Annotated in this window: 9 protein-coding genes and 1 pseudogene; 7 read left to right on the top strand and 3 right to left on the bottom strand. The window is 65.1% G+C overall.

The window, feature by feature from the left end; translation table 11 throughout:
* Window positions 1–262 precede the first annotated feature (262 nt).
* Window positions 263–8,512 (top strand): GH36-type glycosyl hydrolase domain-containing protein, encoded by an 8,250-nt coding sequence (locus tag AC1Y2B_RS10315; RefSeq protein WP_482252997.1) that lies wholly within the window; start codon window positions 263–265, stop codon window positions 8,510–8,512.
* Window positions 8,513–8,614: 102 nt separating this feature from the next.
* Here AC1Y2B_RS10315 and AC1Y2B_RS10310 read toward each other — a convergent pair whose 3' ends face one another.
* Window positions 8,615–10,018, bottom strand: coding sequence for a mannose-1-phosphate guanylyltransferase (locus AC1Y2B_RS10310; protein WP_482252996.1), 1,404 nt, complete (start codon window positions 10,016–10,018; stop codon window positions 8,615–8,617).
* A gap of 1,052 nt (window positions 10,019–11,070) precedes the next feature.
* Between AC1Y2B_RS10310 and AC1Y2B_RS10305 the strand changes: the two genes are divergently transcribed.
* The 3 genes from AC1Y2B_RS10305 to AC1Y2B_RS10295 all read left to right on the top strand — a co-directional run bounded on the left by AC1Y2B_RS10305 (window position 11,071) and on the right by AC1Y2B_RS10295 (window position 13,539).
* On the top strand, window positions 11,071–11,223 hold the full coding sequence (locus AC1Y2B_RS10305; protein ID WP_482252995.1) for a hypothetical protein: 153 nt from the start codon (window positions 11,071–11,073) through the stop codon (window positions 11,221–11,223).
* Between the two features lie 622 nt (window positions 11,224–11,845).
* Window positions 11,846–12,010, top strand: a complete 165-nt coding sequence (locus AC1Y2B_RS10300) for a DUF3309 family protein (protein WP_482252994.1) — start codon at window positions 11,846–11,848, stop codon at window positions 12,008–12,010.
* Entirely contained in the window at window positions 12,007–13,539 is a 1,533-nt protein-coding gene (locus AC1Y2B_RS10295) for a DHA2 family efflux MFS transporter permease subunit (RefSeq protein WP_482252993.1), read from the top strand. The genes AC1Y2B_RS10300 and AC1Y2B_RS10295 overlap by 4 nt, the downstream gene beginning before the upstream one ends.
* A gap of 324 nt (window positions 13,540–13,863) precedes the next feature.
* On the opposite strand, the gene AC1Y2B_RS10290 is transcribed toward AC1Y2B_RS10295, so the two are convergent.
* Entirely contained in the window at window positions 13,864–14,952 is a 1,089-nt protein-coding gene (locus tag AC1Y2B_RS10290) for a zinc-dependent alcohol dehydrogenase family protein (RefSeq protein ID WP_482252992.1), read from the bottom strand.
* Between the two features lie 422 nt (window positions 14,953–15,374).
* On the opposite strand from AC1Y2B_RS10290, the gene AC1Y2B_RS10285 reads away from it, so the two are divergent.
* The 3 genes from AC1Y2B_RS10285 to AC1Y2B_RS10275 are packed head-to-tail and all read left to right on the top strand — an operon-like array spanning window position 15,375 to window position 18,186.
* A complete protein-coding gene (locus tag AC1Y2B_RS10285; protein ID WP_482252991.1) occupies window positions 15,375–16,313 on the top strand; it encodes an efflux RND transporter periplasmic adaptor subunit in 939 nt (312 codons plus the stop codon).
* Window positions 16,313–17,512, top strand: a complete 1,200-nt coding sequence (locus tag AC1Y2B_RS10280) for an ABC transporter permease (protein WP_482252990.1) — start codon at window positions 16,313–16,315, stop codon at window positions 17,510–17,512. The genes AC1Y2B_RS10285 and AC1Y2B_RS10280 overlap by 1 nt, the downstream gene beginning before the upstream one ends.
* Window positions 17,509–18,186 carry an ABC transporter ATP-binding protein gene (locus AC1Y2B_RS10275; RefSeq protein WP_482252989.1) on the top strand — a complete coding sequence of 226 codons (678 nt, stop codon included), beginning with the start codon at window positions 17,509–17,511 and terminating at the stop codon, window positions 18,184–18,186. Before AC1Y2B_RS10280 ends, AC1Y2B_RS10275 begins: the two co-directional genes overlap by 4 nt.
* A gap of 109 nt (window positions 18,187–18,295) precedes the next feature.
* On the opposite strand, the pseudogene AC1Y2B_RS10270 reads toward AC1Y2B_RS10275, so the two are convergent.
* A pseudogene (locus tag AC1Y2B_RS10270) lies at window positions 18,296–18,541 on the bottom strand (M10 family metallopeptidase); the annotation flags it as partial.

Genomic DNA, 18,541 nt, shown 5'->3' with positions numbered 1-18,541 from the left:
GGCGAAGTGTCCCAACCGTGCCAGAACCGCAGCGGCAGGGGGCTGATCCATGATGGTCTGATCGGGAAAAAGCGACCTGCTTCGGAACCTTTCCGCAGCGCAGCGCGTTTGAAGACCGTCAACCGAAAGGAAAACGCATGTGCTGCGATCAGATCGACACGGACTGGCCCGAAAAGGCCGGCAGCGGCGCATTCAGGGTGCCTGATCGCAATCTGGCCGCGCCGCCCCCGTTGGAACCAAGCTACCACGAGGGTGCTGCCACGTGATCTTTTCCCGCAAATCGGGCCCTTGGTCCGACACCGCCCCGATCCGCGCCGACATCTTCGGTCCCGAGCGCCTTGAACATCACGCCCTGTCGCTGGCAGCGGCCCAGGGTGTCAGCCGGAAGGCCCGCCCGGTCGCCAGCCTGCGCGCCCGGCTGGAGGACAATGGCACCGCTCTTTTGACCGCCTACCGCGCCGCCGCCCGCGCAGTGGAGGCGGGCCAGACCATCACCCCCGCCGCCGATTGGCTGCTGGACAACTTCCACATCGTGGAAGCACAGCTGCGCCAGATCCGCGATGACCTGCCGCCCGGCTACTATCGCCACCTGCCCAAGCTGGCCGAGGGGCCTTTGGCCGGTTACCCCCGGGTTCTGGGTCTTGCCTGGGCCTATGTCGCCCATACCGACAGCCTGTTGTCCGGCCCGCTGCTGTTGCGCTTCGTGCAGGCCTATCAGACCGTGCAGCCCCTGACGATCGGCGAGCTTTGGGCGGTTGCCATCACGCTGCGGATCGTGCTGGTTGAAAACATGCGGCGTCTGGCCGAACAGATCTCTGTTGCGCTGACCGAGCGGGTGGAGGCGGACAAGCTGGTGGACCGCATCATGGCCGACCCGGTCGCTGCCCATGCGGTGCTGGCGGGGTTTCAGCAAAATGACCTGACCGACCTGATGGCAGCCCAGATTGCCAAGCGACTGCGGGGTCTGGACCCGGCCGAGACCCCGCTGGGGCTTTGGTTGGACCAGCGCCTGCAAGCCAAGGGACTGACGGTCGAGACGGTGGTGGCGCAGGCACAGGCACGGCAGGGGGCTTCCAACGTCACCATGCGCAACATCGTCACCTCGATGCGGCGGATGATCGAGATGGATTGGGCCGATGTCTTCGAGGCCGCCAGCCTGGTCGAGACGCGACTGCGGCAATCCACGCTTTATGCCGCCATGGATTTCGCGACCCGAAACGACTACCGCAGCGCGATCGAACAACTCGCCCGCGGCAGTCAATGGGATGAGATGGCCGTGACCGAGGCGGCATTTGCCCTCACGGATGGAGAGATTGATCCCGGATTTGCGCTGATCGGCCCGGGCCGCAAGACGCTGGAAGCCGCGCTGGCCTACCGTCCCAATCTGCGCCAAAGGCTGAGCCGTCATCAGTTCGGCTTGGCCTTCTATCTGGCCAGCATCGGCCTGACGTCGGCCCTTTTCCTGACGATCGCGCTTTGGGTCACCGGCCGCAGCGCCCCTGCTTTCGTCCTGACAGCGGCCTGTGTCGCTTTGGAGGCCGGGATGGCCCTGGCGCATCTGGGGATCAGCCGCATGGTCACCCCGCGCCGCCTTCCCGCACTTGCCCTGAAGGCGGGGATCCCGCCCGACTATCGCACGCTGGTCGCCGTTCCAGTGCTGCTGTCGGGCGCAAAAGATCTGACCACCGTCCTGCAGCGGCTGGAGGTGCATCATCTGTCCTCCATCGGCGGGGCGGTGCATTATGCGCTTTTGTCCGACGGGCCGGATGCCGGCGCAGAAACCACGGTCACCGACCGCGCCCTGATCACTGCCGCCACCGCCGGGATCGCGCGGCTGAACATGCTTTACCCCTCAGACCAAAGCGATCGCTTCCTGCTTTTGCACCGTCATCGCCGCTGGAACCCTTCGGAAGGGGTCTGGATGGGGTGGGAGCGCAAGCGCGGCAAGCTTTGCGAGTTGAACGCCCTGCTGCGCGGGGCCACCGATACCAGCTTCCTGCCCGGCTCCGGCGCCCCGCAAGACGTGCGTTTTGTCGTGACTTTGGACGCCGACACCCGCTTGCCCCGCGACACCTTGCGCAGCCTGATCGGCAAGATGGCCCATCCCCTGAACCGTCCTGCACTGGACGCGGACCGCGGGCAGGTGATTTCCGGCTATGGCATCCTGCAACCGCAGGTCACGCCGCTGATGCCCAACGGTGCCGAAGGGTCCCGCTATCAGCGCATCACCAGCGCACAGGGCGGGATGGAACCCTATGCCGCGGCGCGGTCGGACATCTATCAGGATCTGTTCGCCGAAGGCTCTTTCACCGGCAAGGGCATTTACGATGTCGATGCCTTTGCAGCGGCGCTGGCGGGCCGGGTGCCGGAAAACGCCTTGCTGAGCCATGACCTGTTCGAGGGGGCCTTCGCCCGTGCCGGCCTCGCCTCGGACGTGCAGGTCATCGAGGATTTCCCGACCCGCCATGACGTCGACGCCCGGCGACAGCACCGTTGGGTGCGGGGGGATTGGCAGATGCTGCCGTGGATCTTGGGCACAAGGCCAAGCAAGGGGGGCCTTTCGCCGCTGAACCGCTGGAAGATGCTGGACAACCTGCGCCGCTCGCTTCTGGCCCCGGTGACGCTTGTCGCCCTGGCCTTGGGCTGGACCTTGCCGTTGGATGCGGCCATGGGATGGACCGTTGCCATCCTTGGCCTGACGGCGGTGCCGAAGCTGGTCGGTCTGCCGCTGGCGGTTTTGCCGGGGCGGGCGGGGGTCACCTCGCGCAGCCACTTGCAGGCTCTGCTGGGAGATGTGACGACAGCACTTGCCCGGATGGGGCTTGACGTGGCGCTGCTGGCCGACACAGCAACGTCGCGGCTGGATGCCATAGCGCGCAGCCTGTTGCGCCTACAAAGCGGGCGGCATTTGCTGGAATGGACCACTGCCGCGCAATCCCTGGGCGCGGGCCTGCCCAGCCTGGCCCGCCATTACCGCCTTGGCCTTCCGGGACTGACCGCCGGGCTGGCCCTGTGTGCTTTGACCACTGCCGGCAATCCTGCGGTCTGGCCCCTGACGCTGACCTTTGCGGCGCTTTGGTCGCTGGCCCCTGCCCTCGCCCGGTCTTTGGGCCAACCGCATCCGGTCCACGCCCAGGCCCGCCTGACCGCCGATCAAACCCAGGACCTGCGCCAGATCGCCCGCCGGACCTGGCGCTATTTCGAAACCTTTGTGACCGAGGACTGCCATTTCCTGCCGCCCGACAATTATCAGGAAAACCCCAACCCGGTCGTCGCCCGCCGCACCTCGCCCACCAACATCGGGCTTTACCTGCTGTCGGTGACGGCGGCGGTGGACATGGGCTGGATCGGTCAGGCCGAGGCGGTCTTGCGGTTGGAACAGACCCTAGCCACCCTGCAAAAGATGCCCCGCTTTCGCGGCCACCTTTACAACTGGCATGACATCAGCGACCTTTCCGTTTTGGCACCGCCCTATGTGTCCGCCGTCGACAGCGGCAATCTGGCAGGCCATCTGGTCGCCGTGGCCCAGGCCTGCCTGCGCTGGCAGCACCCGCCCAGCCCCAACCTCGGCGGTTTGCGCGATGCGCAGGCCTTGGCGCTATCGGCGCTGAAGACCGCCCCGGATGCGCAGCTTTCGGCCCTGCTGCATCAGGCGGCAAGCCATCCTGCCCTGGCACATGATGCCGCCATCCGGGCCGAGGCGCTGACCGGACCGGATAGCGAAGTGACCTTCTGGGCCAAGGCGATGATTGCCTGCCACCAGAGCCGACTCGCCGATCCTGCGGCGCCGGACCGGGTTCAAGTCGTGGCCGCCCTGGCCCGGCATTTGGCGCTGGAGATGGATTTCACCTTCCTGCTGCAACCTGACAAGCACCTGCTTTCCATCGGCTTTCGCGTCGACACCAACACGCTGGACGCCAATTGCTATGACCTTCTGGCCTCGGAATCCCAACTGGCCAGCCTGTTTGCCATCGCCAAGGCCGATGTCGAAACCCGTCACTGGTTCCAGCTTGGCCGCGCAGCCACCCCGCTTGGCGCGGGGTCGGCGCTGATTTCCTGGTCTGGCAGCATGTTCGAATACCTGATGCCCGCCCTTGTCCTGCAAACCCCCGAAGGATCTGTGCTGGAGGAGACCAACCGCCGCGTGGTGGCCCGTCAGCAGGCCTGGGGCCGCAGTCTGGGCCTCCCCTGGGGCATTTCCGAGAGTTCGTACAACGCGCGCGATCTGGAGATGACCTACCAGTATTCCAACTTCGGTGTCCCCGGTCTGGGCCTGAAGCGCGGGCTTGGGGAAAACAGCGTCGTGGCGCCCTATGCCACGGGTCTGGCCGCCATGTTCGATCCGGAAGGCGCGCTGGCCAACTATGCCGTCCTGCGCGATCTTGGCGCCGAGGGGCGCTTTGGCTTTTATGAGGCGCTGGATTTCACCAAGGCCCGATTGCCCGAAGGCGCAACCCATGCCGTCGTGCAAAGCTTCATGGCACATCATCAGGGCATGACCATCGCGGCCTTGGCCAATGTGGTCCTTGGCGGCACCCTGCGGCAGGATTTCCACGCCGATCCAATGATCCAGTCCGTCGATCCGCTGCTGCAGGAACATATCCCGCGCGACGTCTCTCTTGCCCCGCCCCGGGCGCGCGAGGTTCGGGCGGCGGCCGAGGTTCAGACCTCGCCCGACGTGCTGCGCCATTTCGATCATCCCGAAGAGGCGGCTCCGACCGCGCATCTTGTCTCGAACGGGCGGTATGGGCTGGTGCTGACGCCCAGCGGCGCGGGGTTCAGTCGTTGGGGCGATCTGGCGGTGACGCGGTGGCGGGCGGATCCGACGCAGGCGCGGCAGGGGTCCTTCATCTTTCTGCGCGATGTGCTGTCGGGCGGGCTTTGGTCGGCAACGCTGCGGCCCCTGGGCCAGAACAGCCAGCCCCACACCGCCGTCTTCAGCGAGCATCACGCGGTCTTCACCCACCGCACCAGGCTTCTGACCACCCGGACCGAAGTCGTCGTCTCGACCGAGGATGACGCCGAAGCACGGCGCGTCACGCTGACCAACACCGGCCGCCATGCGCGCGAAATCGAGGTGACCTCCTTCGCCGAGCTGGTTCTGGCGCCGCCTGCCGCAGACCAATCCCATCCGGCCTTTTCCAAGATGTTCGTGGTGACCGATTATCTGCCCGAACTGGGTGTCCTGATTGCCACCCGCCGCAAAAGAAGCCCGTCTGACCCCGATGTCTGGGCCGCCCATATCGCCGTGGTCGAAGGCGTGGAAACCGCACCCCTTCAACACGAGACCGACCGGGCGCGCTTTGTCGGGCGCGGTAGAGACCTGTCACAGGTGACGCTGGATCAACCCCTTTCGGGCACCACCGGCACCGTGCTTGACCCCGTGTTCTCTTTGCGCCGCAGGGTCCGCATCCCCGGCGGCGGGCGGGCTCGGGTGACGTTCTGGACCATGGTCGCGGCTTCGCCAGAAGCGTTGCTCGACATGGTGGAGCGGCACGGCGACCCGTCCGCCTTTGGCCGGGCCATCACGCTGTCCTGGACGCAAGGCAAGGTTCAGTTGCGCCACATGGGCCTGACCTCGGCCCGCGCGGCCGAGTTTCAGCGGCTGGCGGGCATGGTGATCCGTTTTGATCCGCGCCTGCGGGCGCGTCCGGCGCAGGTGCTGGCCGGGGCCGGACCGCAATCCGACCTCTGGGCGCTCGGCATCTCGGGCGATCTGCCGATCGTGCTGTTCGTGATTGCAGAGGCGGAAGACATCGGACGCCTGACCGAGGTTCTGGCGGCGGTGGAATATTGGCGCATGAAGCTTCTGGCTGTCGATCTGGTGATCCTGAACGACCGCTCATCGTCCTACGTGCAAGATCTGCAGAACGCGGTGGACGCGGCGGCGCGGCGCATGCCGCCTGCCGCTGGCAACGGCGGCAGCGTGCACATCCTGCGCGCCGACCTGACCACGCCAGAGGCACGCCGCGCCCTGCTGGCCGCCGCCGCCGTGGTGCTGGTGGCCAGCCGGGGCGGCATCGGCGCCCAACTGGACCTGCTGGCCCGGCCCGCGGCCTTGCGCGAAACGCTGCGCCCTGCACCGTCGCCGCCCACCCCGGTTCCGCTGCCGGCGCTGGAATTCTTCAACGGCACGGGCGGTTTCGCCGATGATGGACGCACTTACGTCACCGTCTTGCGCGATGGCCAGTCCACCCCCGCGCCGTGGGTCAATGTCATCGCCAATCCGGGCTTCGGCTTCCATGTCTCGGCCGAGGGCAGCGGCTTCACCTGGGCCGAAAACGCGCGCGAGAACCAGTTGACCCCGTGGTCGAACGACCCGGTCAGCGACCCGGCCGGCGAGGCGATCTATCTGCAGGACATGGAAAGCGGCCAGACCTGGACGCCGACGGCCCTGCCGATCCGCACCATGGGCACCTACATTGCCCGCCATGGCTTTGGCCATTCCACCTTCCAGCACGAGGCGAATGGCATCCAGGCCGAAATGACCCAGTTCGTGCCCCGGCTTGATCCGGTGAAGATCACCCGCCTGACCCTGCACAACACCGGAACTCGCAGCCGCACGCTGGCCGTGACGGCCTATGTCGAATGGGTACTTGGCCCGCAGCGCAGCCCCTCCGTCCTGACCGAGGTTGACGCGGCCACCGGCGCCATCTTCGCCCGCAACCCGCGCGCGATGGGCTTTCCGGGCCGCGTGGCTTTTGCCGATCTGGGGCCGGACGTGGCCAGCCGGACCTGCGATCGGGCTGAAGTTCTGGGGCGGCTTGGCTCGATGTCCGATCCGGCCCGGCTGACCGGGCTTTCGGGGCGCAGCGGTCCCGGACTTGACCCCTGCGCCGCCCTGCAGCGCCGCGTGGTTCTGGCACCGGGACAAAAGGCAGAGGTGGTCTTTCTCCTGGGTCAGGCCACCTCGCCCGAGGCGGCGCGGGTGATGATCCAGTCAACCCGTGCCAAAGACCCCAAGGCAGAGCTTGCCAGCGTGACCACCTGGTGGGCGGACCTTCTGGGCGAGGTTCAGGTCACCACCCCGGACCGCGCGATGGACATCCTGCTGAACGGCTGGCTGCTTTATCAGACCCTCGCCTGCCGGATCTGGGCGCGGGCCGGGTTCTATCAGGCCAGCGGCGCCTATGGCTTCCGCGACCAGTTGCAGGACGGCATGGCGCTGGCCGCCCTGCGTCCCGAGATGACCCGCGCCCACCTGCTGCGCGCCGCGGCCCGCCAATTTCCGGAGGGCGACGTGCAGCACTGGTGGCTGCCGCATTCCGGCCAGGGCGTGCGCACGCGGATTTCGGACGACCGCGTCTGGCTTGCCCATTGCGTTGCGCAGTATGTCGAGGTTTCGGGCGACATCGCGGTGCTGGACGAGGTCTTGCCCTTCCTGGACGGCCCCGCCCTTGCCGCCGGAGAGGCGGATGCCTTTTACACGCCAGACGCTTCGGACCAAAGCGCCACGCTGCTGGACCACTGCATCCGCGGGCTGGATCAGGCGATTGCCCTGACCGGGGGGAACGGGATGCCGCTGATCGGCACCGGGGATTGGAACGACGGGATGAACCGCGTCGGCGCCGGCGGCCAGGGCACCAGCGTCTGGCTTGGCTGGTTCCTGATCCAGACGTTGCGGGCCATCACGCCTTTGCTGCGGGCCAAAGACCCGGACCGGGCCACGGCCTGGACAGCCCATGCTGACCACTTGACCCAGGCTATCGAGCGCGAGGGCTGGGATGGTGCCTGGTACCGGCGTGGGACCTATGACGATGGCAGCGTGCTGGGCTCTGCCCAGACGGACGAATGCCAGATCGACTCCATCGCCCAAAGCTGGGCCGTGCTGTCTGGCGCGGCAGAGCCTTTGCGGGCGGCCACGGCCATGCAATCGCTGCAAGACCGATTGATCCGGCCCGACATGGCGCTGCTGTTTGCCCCGCCCTTTGACAAGGGCCAGCACGACCCGGGCTATATCAAAGGTTATCCGCCCGGCCTGCGAGAGAACGGCGGACAGTATTCCCATGCCGCCATGTGGGCGATCCTGGCTGAAACGCGGCTGGGGCATGGCGATCGGGCTGCGGCGCTGTTTGCCACGCTCAACCCGATCAACCATGCCCGAACCGCCCCCGAGGTCCAACGCTACAAGGTGGAGCCCTATGTCGTTGCCGCCGATGTCTATAACGCCCCCGGCCATGTCGGGCGAGGCGGCTGGACGTGGTACACAGGCTCGGCCGCATGGATGCAGCGGGCCGGGATGGAGGGGATCCTTGGCCTGACGCGGCATGGCAGGCGGCTGCGCCTTGCCCCCTGCCTGCCCAAGGGCTGGCCCAAGGTGGAACTGCGCCTGCGCCTTGGCACGCTGCCTTGCCGGGTCACGATCTTGAACCTTGGCGGCACCGGACAGGGCGTAACCTCGGCCCGGCTGAACGGGCGCGATATGCCTTGCGTTGGAGGTTTCACGATTGCCTTGACCGACCTGGCGGGGGATTTGGTCCTGCATCTGGGTGAGGCCAAGCCAGATGCCTGAGCACCTTTCGCCGCCATCGGGCAACCTTTTGGTCAGGGATCGCGGGGATGGCCACGACCTGGGCGCGTCGCCCGCACCGAAAGGCCCGCTGACCGACGCCAGTCAGGCTTGGTTCACAAGAACCGCCGTGGCGCGATGCTGGCCGGTCGACAAAAGAAGCGCCTGCAAATCGGTCGGCTGCGTGTTGGTCAGGCTGACCTCGGTGTCCTTGTCGATCGCCAGCATCGTCCCGATGTTCAGAGGATGGCTTGGCTGGACGCGATCCTCCAGATAGGCCCCCTCGCCCGTCACGACAGACAGAAAGCTGGCCCCCAGCCCATGGCCATTGATCTGCGCGGTAGATCCGGGGCGAACGGTCAGCATTTCCAGCTTGTAGCCGGATGCCGAGATCAGATTTTCCGCCGTGCCCCAGGTTTTGGCTTCGGAAAGCGGGCCGACCTCCCCGGCCCGGTCCTTGGATTTGGGCGCTTCGACCACCTTGGCAACAACCGTGGAACGGCCGCGCTTGGTGACCATTAACGCATCCATGGTATCGACCACCATCACGTCCTCCAGTCCGACCACGACCACCAGCCGCCCGTTGGCGCGGATCATGGAGTTTGTCGTACCAGGTGTCAGAACATCGCCCCGCTTCACGTTGCCGTCGGCGGATTTGGTGGCAAGGTCATAGACCGCGTTCCAGGCACCGACATCGTCCCAGTCCACGACAAGCGGCGCCAAGGCGACGACGGCAGAGTGCTCGAAGATCGCCCGCTCGATCGGCACGCTTGGCGCCTTGCGGAAGGCAACCGGTTCCAGCAGGATCCCGTCCGAGGTTGTGCAGGCATTGGAAACCGCCGCCAGAACGGTGGCGTGTAGGGCGGGTTCCAGCCGAAGAAACTCGTACACAATCCGGGCCGCGCTGAACAGGCAAACCCCCGAAGCCCAATAGGCAACACCCGAGTCAATAAGCGTCTGCGCCGCTGGCTGAGCAGGTTTTTCGACGAAGCGTTCGACCCGGTGCAGGCCCTCTGCCAGATCGAGGACCCCGCCATCGACGATGTAGCCGCAGCCGCAATCGGCCGTGCCGGGGGTCACGCCAAAGATCACGATGCGGTCTGCGGCGGCGACCTGTGCCAGACGCAGGATGGCTTCGTTGATCCCTTCCAGAATGATGTGATCGGCGCGCAGCACCAGAAGCAGCGCCCCAGGGTCGCTGCGCAGGATGCTGATGGCGGCAGCCAGAACGGCGGGGCCGGTGTTGCGGTCGGTCGGTTCGGCGATGATCTGGCCGCCACACTGGATAGCCCGCAACTGGCGGCGGGCCAGTTCGGCATGGCGGTGGTTGGTCACAATGATCGGGTCATGAAACTGTGGCCCGCGATGCCGCTGCACGGTGGCCTGAAACGACGAAAGGCTGATCTTGTCCGCTGCGGGCTGAAACGGCGCGGGCTGGTCGTTCCGCGCCATCGGTTGCAGACGAAAGCCCGTGCCGTCACACAGGACGAGGGGGTAAATCATGCGCATGCTGCGATCCTTGTGTGAATTGCAAGAGCCAAGGGTGGGCAAGGGGGCTTTGCGGCCAGCCGGGCCGGGGCAGTTCGCCCCTCGGTCAGCCCGACCGGCATCTGGGGCCAAACAATGCCACACGCCCCCCCGGCACTGGTCCTTATGGCACGGCAAGCGCCTGTCGAGCAGAGCCGCACGGGGGGGAGCGATCCCGGCATGGTCAGGGCCAGCGCCCTGCAGACCGACACGGGAAGGGTTCCTTCCATGGACAGTCGTTTGCAGGCGCCGTGCGGTTCGCGACGGTCAAGCAAAGTCAGACCGGCACGCAACGCCCAGCGCGCCAGCCGGGCATGCGCGCATTCCGGAAGGTTGATCTGTGCACTGATGCCGTGGCGACGCGACGCGGCCCGGTGGTGCGCCAGGTCCTGCGCTGGCAATCGGGCGGAAACCGGACAAGGCTTGCGACGACCGTGGCCGTCAAGGGCCAGAGGGGCGCAGGGACCACGTCGCAGATCAGGAAAGCCGTGCGCCGGCACCCGGCCCCGGAAAGGCCGAAGCCTTGCAGGCGGAACCGGACTGACCCTGACGTTTCCAAAGACCGAAATGCTTGCCATGTTTGGCCGCTCCAGACTCATTTCAGCAGGGCGCCTTTCGCCTGTGTCCGGGCTGGGGCCCGTGCCAGGCCCGCAATCCAACTGCTTTGCGCTAATCAGGGACCACAGGGCTGCTGGCGGATGGACTTGGGTTCACGGGTCTTATGATGGACCATTCACCGGATGCAGAAACTGATCTGCGTATGTCACTTAGGTCAAAATCAACGCTTTGAGGACTTGACCGAACCGGACTTGATCCGCGCGGTGCGGAAGATGGCAAGCCGGGTCGATGACGATTGCGCGGTGAGCCACGCTGGGGGATCAGGCCTGCCATATTGTGACGGACGACCATCTGACAAACGGGGAAACGCACGGCCATCAGCCGCCGCAATGCCCGATCGCCCGCCCCAGCGGACCACCGTAGCAAAGACACAGACAAGGTTCACCCCCAAGGGTGGGCCAAGGCTGACGGGCCTCATGAACCGCCCCCGATACGGGGCGCAGCAAGATCCGGATCGGTTTCACCGCCGCACCCGAAAACACAATGGCATTCCGCATCTTGCCCGCACGGCCTCCATCGGCGGCGCGGGCGTGATCCTGCCAGCGATGGGCCCTGAGCACTCGGGTTGAACCATCGACGACGGCACCCAGGATCCGTTCAGCACGGCGAAAGTCGCCGGCTTTGGGGCCGCACGTCGGCGCCATAAGCGGGCTTATCAGCAAGGGGCGGGTCTGGCACACGCCGGCGGCTGCGATCCCGCGGCGGCTGATCGCTGTTTGCTGCGCGCAGGAATTGGCTTGGGCGGATGGCGCGCAAAGACCGCCTTGTCCTTGCAGAAGACGCGCTCTTGCCGCCTATGGCCGACCGGCATCCTGCGTGTGACAATCTGGCCCCACCAGCCCGTTGCGCCCAAATTCCACAAAGGGTGGCGCCAAAAGGCTGCCGCAGATCAGCTATGACATCTGCCGCCACGGCTAAACTGACCACCAAGGACACCAGCTGCGCCATGCAGCAACCTTCCCAAGATGCCCGATGAACCGGCCGAAAATTTGAAGGCCCATTATCCCAGCTGACCTCAGGTCTCGGGTTCGACATGCCGCAGTCCGCCAGCGAACCGGACGGCAAGGCGCGTCTGCCCAACATGCGGCCTGACGCTTTGCTGTGGTCGCCCATGCCGGATCCAAGATCCGGTGCCTTGCGTCAAATCCGACGTTGTCTTGTTTAACGCATTCATTCAGAACAGGAAAAAAAATGTCCCTAGGTACAATTCTCGTCATTCTTCTGGTCATCGCCCTCCTCGGCGGGTTCAGCGGCATGGTCGGCGGCTATGGCTACGGCTATGGCCACGGCGGCGTCGGCGTGATCGGCGTGATCCTGATTGTTGTGGTCATTCTGGTGCTGACAGGGCGCTTGTGACGGCTGCCCCTCTGCCCGAGACAGCGGCGGGAACGGACGACCTGCGCACATGGTTCGGCTTTGCCGCCATGTGCGTTGGCATGTTTGCCGCGATCCTGGATGTGCAGATCGTGGCGACATCGTTGCCCGACATCCAGGCGGCGCTGGCGATCCGCCCGGATCAGATGAGCTGGATCCAGACAGCCTACCTGATCGCAGAAGTGGTCGCCATTCCGCTGACCGGCCTGTTGCTGCGCATTCTGACGATGCGGGGTTTGTTTGTCATGGCGATGGGCATCTTCACGCTGGCCTCGGTGGGCTGTGCCGCTTCGGGCAGTTTTGCCGGGCTGGTCGCATGGCGGGTTCTGCAGGGCGCCGCGGGGGGCACGCTGATCCCGGTGGTCTTTTCGGCCGTATTTCTCATGTTCCCCTTGCCGCGTCAGGGGTTGGCTACCACGTTGGCCGGGGTGCTGGCCGTGCTGGCCCCGACGGTCGGGCCGGTGGTGGGCGGCTGGATCACCCAGACCTGGTCCTGGCATTGGCTGTTCCTGATCAACCTTGGCCCCGGGCTCTTGGCGGCCGGCGTTGCGGCTTTGGTCTTGCCCCGCGCCAAGCCGCAATTGCAGCTGCTGCGCAAGGTCGATCTGCCGTTGATCGCCACATTGGCCCTGACCCTTGCCGCTTTCGAGATTGCCTTGAAACAGGCGCCAGAGCGGGGCTGGACTTCGGGCCTCGTTCTGGGTCTGCTGGTGCTGTCGGCGGCCAGTGCGCTGATCTTCGTCCGCCGCAGTCTGGCCGTTTCGCAGCCCGTCGTCGAGTTGCGCACCTTTCGGAACCGTAATTTCGCACTTGGCTGCGCGCTGAGTTTTGTCCTTGGGATCGGGCTGTTCGGGTCGGTCTATCTGATGCCGGTGTTTCTGGCCTTCGTGCGGGGCCAGAATGCCCTGCAGATCGGCAGCGTGATGCTGGTCACAGGCGTGGCACAACTGGGAATGGCCCCGATCGCCGTCGCGTTGGAACGCCGGGTGGATGCCCGTGTGCTGGCCGCTGCCGGCTTTGCCCTGTTTGCAACCGGACTGGGGATGAGCGCATTTCAGACCCCGGCGACCGGGTTCGCCGAGATGCTTTGGCCGCAGATCCTGCGGGGTCTTGCCATCATGTTCTGTCTTTTGCCGCCGACACGGCTGGCGCTGGGGCTTCTGGCGTCCGAGCAGATCCCCGATGCCAGCGGCCTGTTCAACCTGATGCGGAACCTGGGCGGGGCCATCGGTCTGGCGCTGATCGATACCGTGATCTATTCGCGCACGGCCGGGCACGGGGCGGACCTGATGGCGCGATTGCAAAACGCCGATCCTGCGGCAGCGCGCTTTGTCGGCGTGCCGGTGGCGGCGCTGTCGGCCGGGGCGCTGGATCCCACACTTCAGGCCCAGCTTGCGCCCTTGCTGGCAAAAGCGGCGCTGACGGCGGCGATCAACGATGCCTGGGCGGTGATCGCCCTCATGACACTGGCGGCGCTTCTGTGTCTGCCGTTTGTTGACCGCAGTGGCTAACGTGCCGGAATTCGCAGCCAGCCCCCGACGTGCCCGCAGGCATGGGATCCGCGGCCGCGCGCTTGGGCCGGGCGCAATGCCGCCCTTCTGGCGGATGCCGAAGATCGCGCCGCACAAACCGCGCACGAGACCACGAAACAGGGCCGGCGTTCCAGCGGCTGAGGTTGCCAGTGGTCCTTGGACAATCATCCTTGCCCAATACCGGTTGAACGATGTTCCGGATCAGGTGACACGGGATCGCCGCCCTGAACAGGCAAGGCGCAGGATGACTTCGCTGCGTCCCCCAGAGTGAGAAACAGTCAAGCAAGGCCTCTCCGCAGTATTTCAGGCGGAAATAATGACCTTCAACGCCTTGCTTTTTGCGGCATTGCCAAATGTCTCGTAAGCTTGGGCAATCTCGGACAGGGCGTAATGATGCGTGATCAGGCGCGTCGGGTCGATCTTGCCGCTTTCAACCGTGCGGAACAGCATCGGGATCGTGGCAGTGTCCACCAGCCTTGTCGTGATCGCGATGTTGCGATCCCAAAGTGTCTCAAGACGCAATTCGGCCGATTTGCCATGGACGCCGATATTGGCGATGCAGCCGCCCGCGGCCACCAGCTTCTGACACAGTTCGAAAGTTGCCGGAATACCCACGGCTTCGATCACGGTATCGATGCCGCGGTCGCGGGTGATCTTCATCACCATCTCGACCGCCTTGCCATCCGAACTGTTGATCGCCTTGGTCGCCCCAAAGCTCAAGGCGGTGGCCAGACGGTTGTCATCAAGGTCGATCATGATGATGTCGGCGGGTGAATAGAACTGCGCCGTCAGAAGGGCGGCAAGACCCACTGGTCCGGCCCCGACGATGGCGACCGTGCCCCCCGGCTGCACCTTGCCATTCAGGACGCCGCATTCGAACCCGGTGGGCAGAATGTCTGACAGCATCACAAGCGCTTCTTCATCCGCGCCCTTGGGAATGGGATAAAGGCTGGTATCGGCAAACGGGGTCAGCACATATTCGGCCTGGGTGCCGTCAATCTTGTTGCCCAAGATCCAGCCGCCATTCACGCAATGCGAATACATCTGCTTGCGACAGAACTCACATTTGCCGCAGGACGTAACGCACGAGATCAGAACGTGGTCGCCCTGCTTGAAATTCGTGACCGCACTGCCGACCTCTTCCACAACGCCGGTCCCCTCGTGGCCCAGAATTCGGCCGGGCGTGCAGGTCGGCACGTCACCCTTGATGATATGCAGATCGGTGCCGCAGATCGTGGTCTTGCTGATCTTGATGATCGCGTCGGTCGGCGATTTGAGGCTGGGTTTGCCATGGTCTTCCAGGGCGGTCTTTCCGGGACCCTTGTAAACAAAGGCCTTCATCCGTGCCACTTCAGGGTTCGGCGGCGCGATCAGAGTGTGGTCAGCGGTCATCATGCATGTCCTTGCGGTCCCAATTCCCCGGCCCGGCACAGGGTTGCCCCCGTTCGGGGGGCTGGTTGCAGTGTAAAGCGCCACAGATTTCCGGGGCTGATCCGGGTTAGACCGCAGGCGGGCATTGATCGTGACGGCCACATTTCGCCTATGTCGCGCGACGGCGTCGCTGAAGGGCATGGGCCACCGCGTCACGCCAACTTGTGCTGCAATCTGGCAAAACATTGCGCCAGATCAGGAAGACCTGCGCAGCGAAGGCTTAGAAAGGCATGGACAATTCCGGAATCACAGCCATGCCAGACCAAAAGCCGCTTTCGAAATCCCGATGGGTGCCATGGAGTCTCGGGGCTGCGGTTGCTCTGGGGATTGGCGCGGGGGCGATCTGGTGGCCTCCCTTTGTCAAAAATGCGCCCGTGGTTGCCGTGGAAACCATCTCCGCGCGCCCGACAACCCGGGTTCTTGCCGTCAACGGCCAAGTGGCCGCCCAGACCTCGGTCGAAGTGCGCTCGGCGGTGACGGGCAGCCTGCAGGGCGATCTTGTCGCAGTTGGCACGACGGTGCAGGCCGGGACCGTGCTGGCCCGGATCGATTCTCGTCAGCAACAGGCCGTGGTCAAACAGGCACAGTCGGCTTTGGATCAGGGGCTTTTGGTGCAATCACAGGCGGCGGCAGATTATGCGCGGCTGCGCGACCTGAACGGAGTGGCCTCGCGCTCTGCCCTTGAGGATGCGCAGTTGACCCTTGCCGGCACAGCCCAAAGCGTCGAGGCGTTGCGGGCACAGGTGGAACAGGCCCAGATCCAGCTTGACCGCTATCGCATCACGGCACCGATAGCCGGCACGATCCTGCAGGATGATGTCGATCCGGGTCAGTATATTGATCCGTCGACCGCGCTGTTCACCCTGTCCGACCTGACGGCTCTGGTGGTGCAGGCCAACGTTGACGAGGCCTATGCCACCCAGATCACCTTGGGTCAGACGGCCCTTTTGCAACTGGTCGGATCCACCGAAACTCTGCCCGGCAAGGTCAGTTTCGTTTCCCCGCAGGTCGACGGCGCCACAGGCAGCCTGACAGTGAAGATCACGCCCGACGAAAGATTGCAGGCTCCGGTGGGCCTGACCGTTACCGCCAATATTGTGGTCGAAGACAATCCGTCCGCGCTGACCATTCCGCGAGCCGCCATGGTCAGCGGGCCGGCTGTCTTTGTCGTCACCTCGGGGAAGGTCCACAAGACAGCTGTTACGGTGATTGACTGGCCCGCGGCACGACTGATCGTGACCAAAGGTCTGTCGGCCGGGGATGTGATCGTGGCCAATGCGGTCGGTGTGACTGATGGTCAAGCGGTCAAGGTCAATCCCTGATGTTTTACGCCCTGAAAATAGCTGCGCGCTACCTGACCGCATCCAAGGCCCAGACGGCACTGCTGATCTTCGGTGTGGCCATCGGGGTCTTCATTTTCATCTTCATGTCCGCCCTGATCGGGGGGCTGGCCGAATTGATCCTGTCGCGCACCGCAGGCGACATGGCGCATATCACGATCCAGGCCGAGGCTGTGGACCCTGCCGTGCTCCTCCCCGGTACGCCGCTGAGCGTCCAGCAGAAATCGACTCGGTCCGCCGCGAACCTGCCCAGTGCTGCCAGTTTCGTGCCCTTGATCGAGGCCCTGCCGGGTGTGATCGCGGTCTCGCCCGAAATCAACGGCTCGGGTGTTCTGGTGCGCGGCAGTCAGGTTGCCCAGATCAGCATCAACGGGCTGGAATCGGGCAAGGAATCCGCCATTGTCCGGCTGGACAGCTATGTGACCCAAGGGACAGCGCGTCTGGGGGCGGGGGGCGTTCTGATCGGCCAAAGACTGGCCGATGACATGAACCTGCTGCTTGGGCAATCTGTCCGTCTGGCCTCCTCGAACGGGATCGACATGGTCCTGACGGTGACGGGGATCTACCAGATGGGCTCAGGCGGGCCGGACCGGCGGACGGCCTATGTCAGCCTTGGAACAGCGCGCAGCCTCTTTGCCATGCCGCAGGGCGTGACGCGGATCGAGATCAAGCTGAGCGATCTTTACGCCGCCGACACAATCGCCCCGCAGATCAGCACCCTGACGGGCCTGAACGCTGTGTCATGGACCGTAGACGGGGCGCAGTTGCTTGAGGCCTTGGCGGCGCAAAGCCAGACAGGCTTGTTTCTGAAGGGTTTTGCCCTGCTGACCATCGTGATCGGCGTCGCTTCGGCGTTGTTGCTGTCGACCTACCGCCGCCGCCCGGAAATCGGCATCATGCGGGCCATGGGCGCGTCGCAGGGCTTCGTGGTCCTGGTCTTCGTGCTGCAGGGCGCTTTGGTTGGCGTGATGGGCGGGTTGGCCGGTGTGGCCATCGGCTATCTGGCGCTGTTGCCTTTTCCGGGGCCAAGCAGCTTTCGAAGTGGCACCCTGCCCATTGACATTGCCAAGGGATCCTATGGTCTGGCGATCCTGCTGACCTTCATCGGGGCGGTTCTGGCCTCGATCTGGCCCGCGCGCGCCGCCGCCCGGATCGATCCGGTGGAGGCGATTGGCCAATGACGGCGTTGGTGGAGGTGACGGATCTGACCAAGACCTTCGGCGTGGGCGAGGCAGAGACCCGCGTCCTGCGCGGATTGAACCTGACGCTGGAGGCGGGCGAGATGGCAGCCCTTCTGGGCCCGTCCGGTTCAGGCAAAAGCACGCTACTGACCATTCTGGGCACTTTGATGCAGCCAAGTTCGGGAAGCCACCGGATGCTTGGTGTCGATCTGACCACCGCCACCGATCCCGAGCGCACCCAGTTTCGCAACCGTCATATCGGGTTTGTCTTTCAATTCCACAACCTGCTGCCGGATTTCACCGCGCTGGAGAATGTGGTCTTTCCCACGGCAATCCGCGAGGGACGCGAGACGATGGCCGCAAAGGCGCGCGGCGCCGATCTTTTGACCCGCATGGGCCTGGCCGATCGCATCACCTTTCCAGCCTCGCATCTGTCCGGCGGCCAAAAGCAAAGGGTCGCCGTCGCCCGCGCCCTGATGAACCAGCCGGAGCTGGTGCTGGCAGATGAGCCGACTGGAAATCTTGACCGCGCCTCGGCCACGCAGGTGATGGACCTGATCGCCCAGATCAATCGCGACGAGGGCACGACGTTCCTGATCTCGACCCATGATGAACGCATCGCCGCCTGCTGCCGCAGACAGATCAAGGTGGCTGACGGTCTCGTCACCGGCTGACGCGGCCTCACGGACCGGAAGCTGATCTTTGCACGGTCAGGGCGCAGCGTCCAAACGGCACGCCCTGAGGGGCAGATAGCCCACAAACGAGGCGTCGTTTCCCCGTCGGTCAGAACACCAGCACATCGGTGTAGGTCAGCGCCGGGTGGCCGTCGAGGACGGCGATCTGGATTGCGGCTCTGGAGCCGGTGCCATCGGCGTCATAACTGAGCGCGCCGGTGGTGGCGTTGTAGATCACGCGGTCGCTGGCGTCATGGGCTGCGGTGCCGGTCCAGAAGGCGTCGGGCGCCAGGGCTCCGATCGGGCCAAGCGCTGCCATCGCCGCGCGTGCCAGGGCAAGGTGGTCTGACCCCGA

The sequence above is a fragment of the Stagnihabitans sp. genome, from assembly GCF_964946895.1.
Note: the sequence above shows the minus strand (reverse complement) of the source record. Positions and strands in the feature narration are given on the sequence as shown.

What these genes read in the sequence shown, in the direction of transcription:
- AC1Y2B_RS10310 (WP_482252996.1), bottom strand. Translation starts at nt 10,018, where the DNA reads ATGCGCATGATTTACCCCCTCGTCCTGTGTGACGGCACGGGCTTTCGT.
- AC1Y2B_RS10305 (WP_482252995.1), top strand. Translation starts at nt 11,071, where the DNA reads ATGAACCGCCCCCGATACGGGGCGCAGCAAGATCCGGATCGGTTTCAC.
- AC1Y2B_RS10300 (WP_482252994.1), top strand. Translation starts at nt 11,846, where the DNA reads ATGTCCCTAGGTACAATTCTCGTCATTCTTCTGGTCATCGCCCTCCTC.
- AC1Y2B_RS10290 (WP_482252992.1), bottom strand. Translation starts at nt 14,952, where the DNA reads ATGACCGCTGACCACACTCTGATCGCGCCGCCGAACCCTGAAGTGGCA.
- AC1Y2B_RS10280 (WP_482252990.1), top strand. Translation starts at nt 16,313, where the DNA reads ATGTTTTACGCCCTGAAAATAGCTGCGCGCTACCTGACCGCATCCAAG.
- AC1Y2B_RS10275 (WP_482252989.1), top strand. Translation starts at nt 17,509, where the DNA reads ATGACGGCGTTGGTGGAGGTGACGGATCTGACCAAGACCTTCGGCGTG.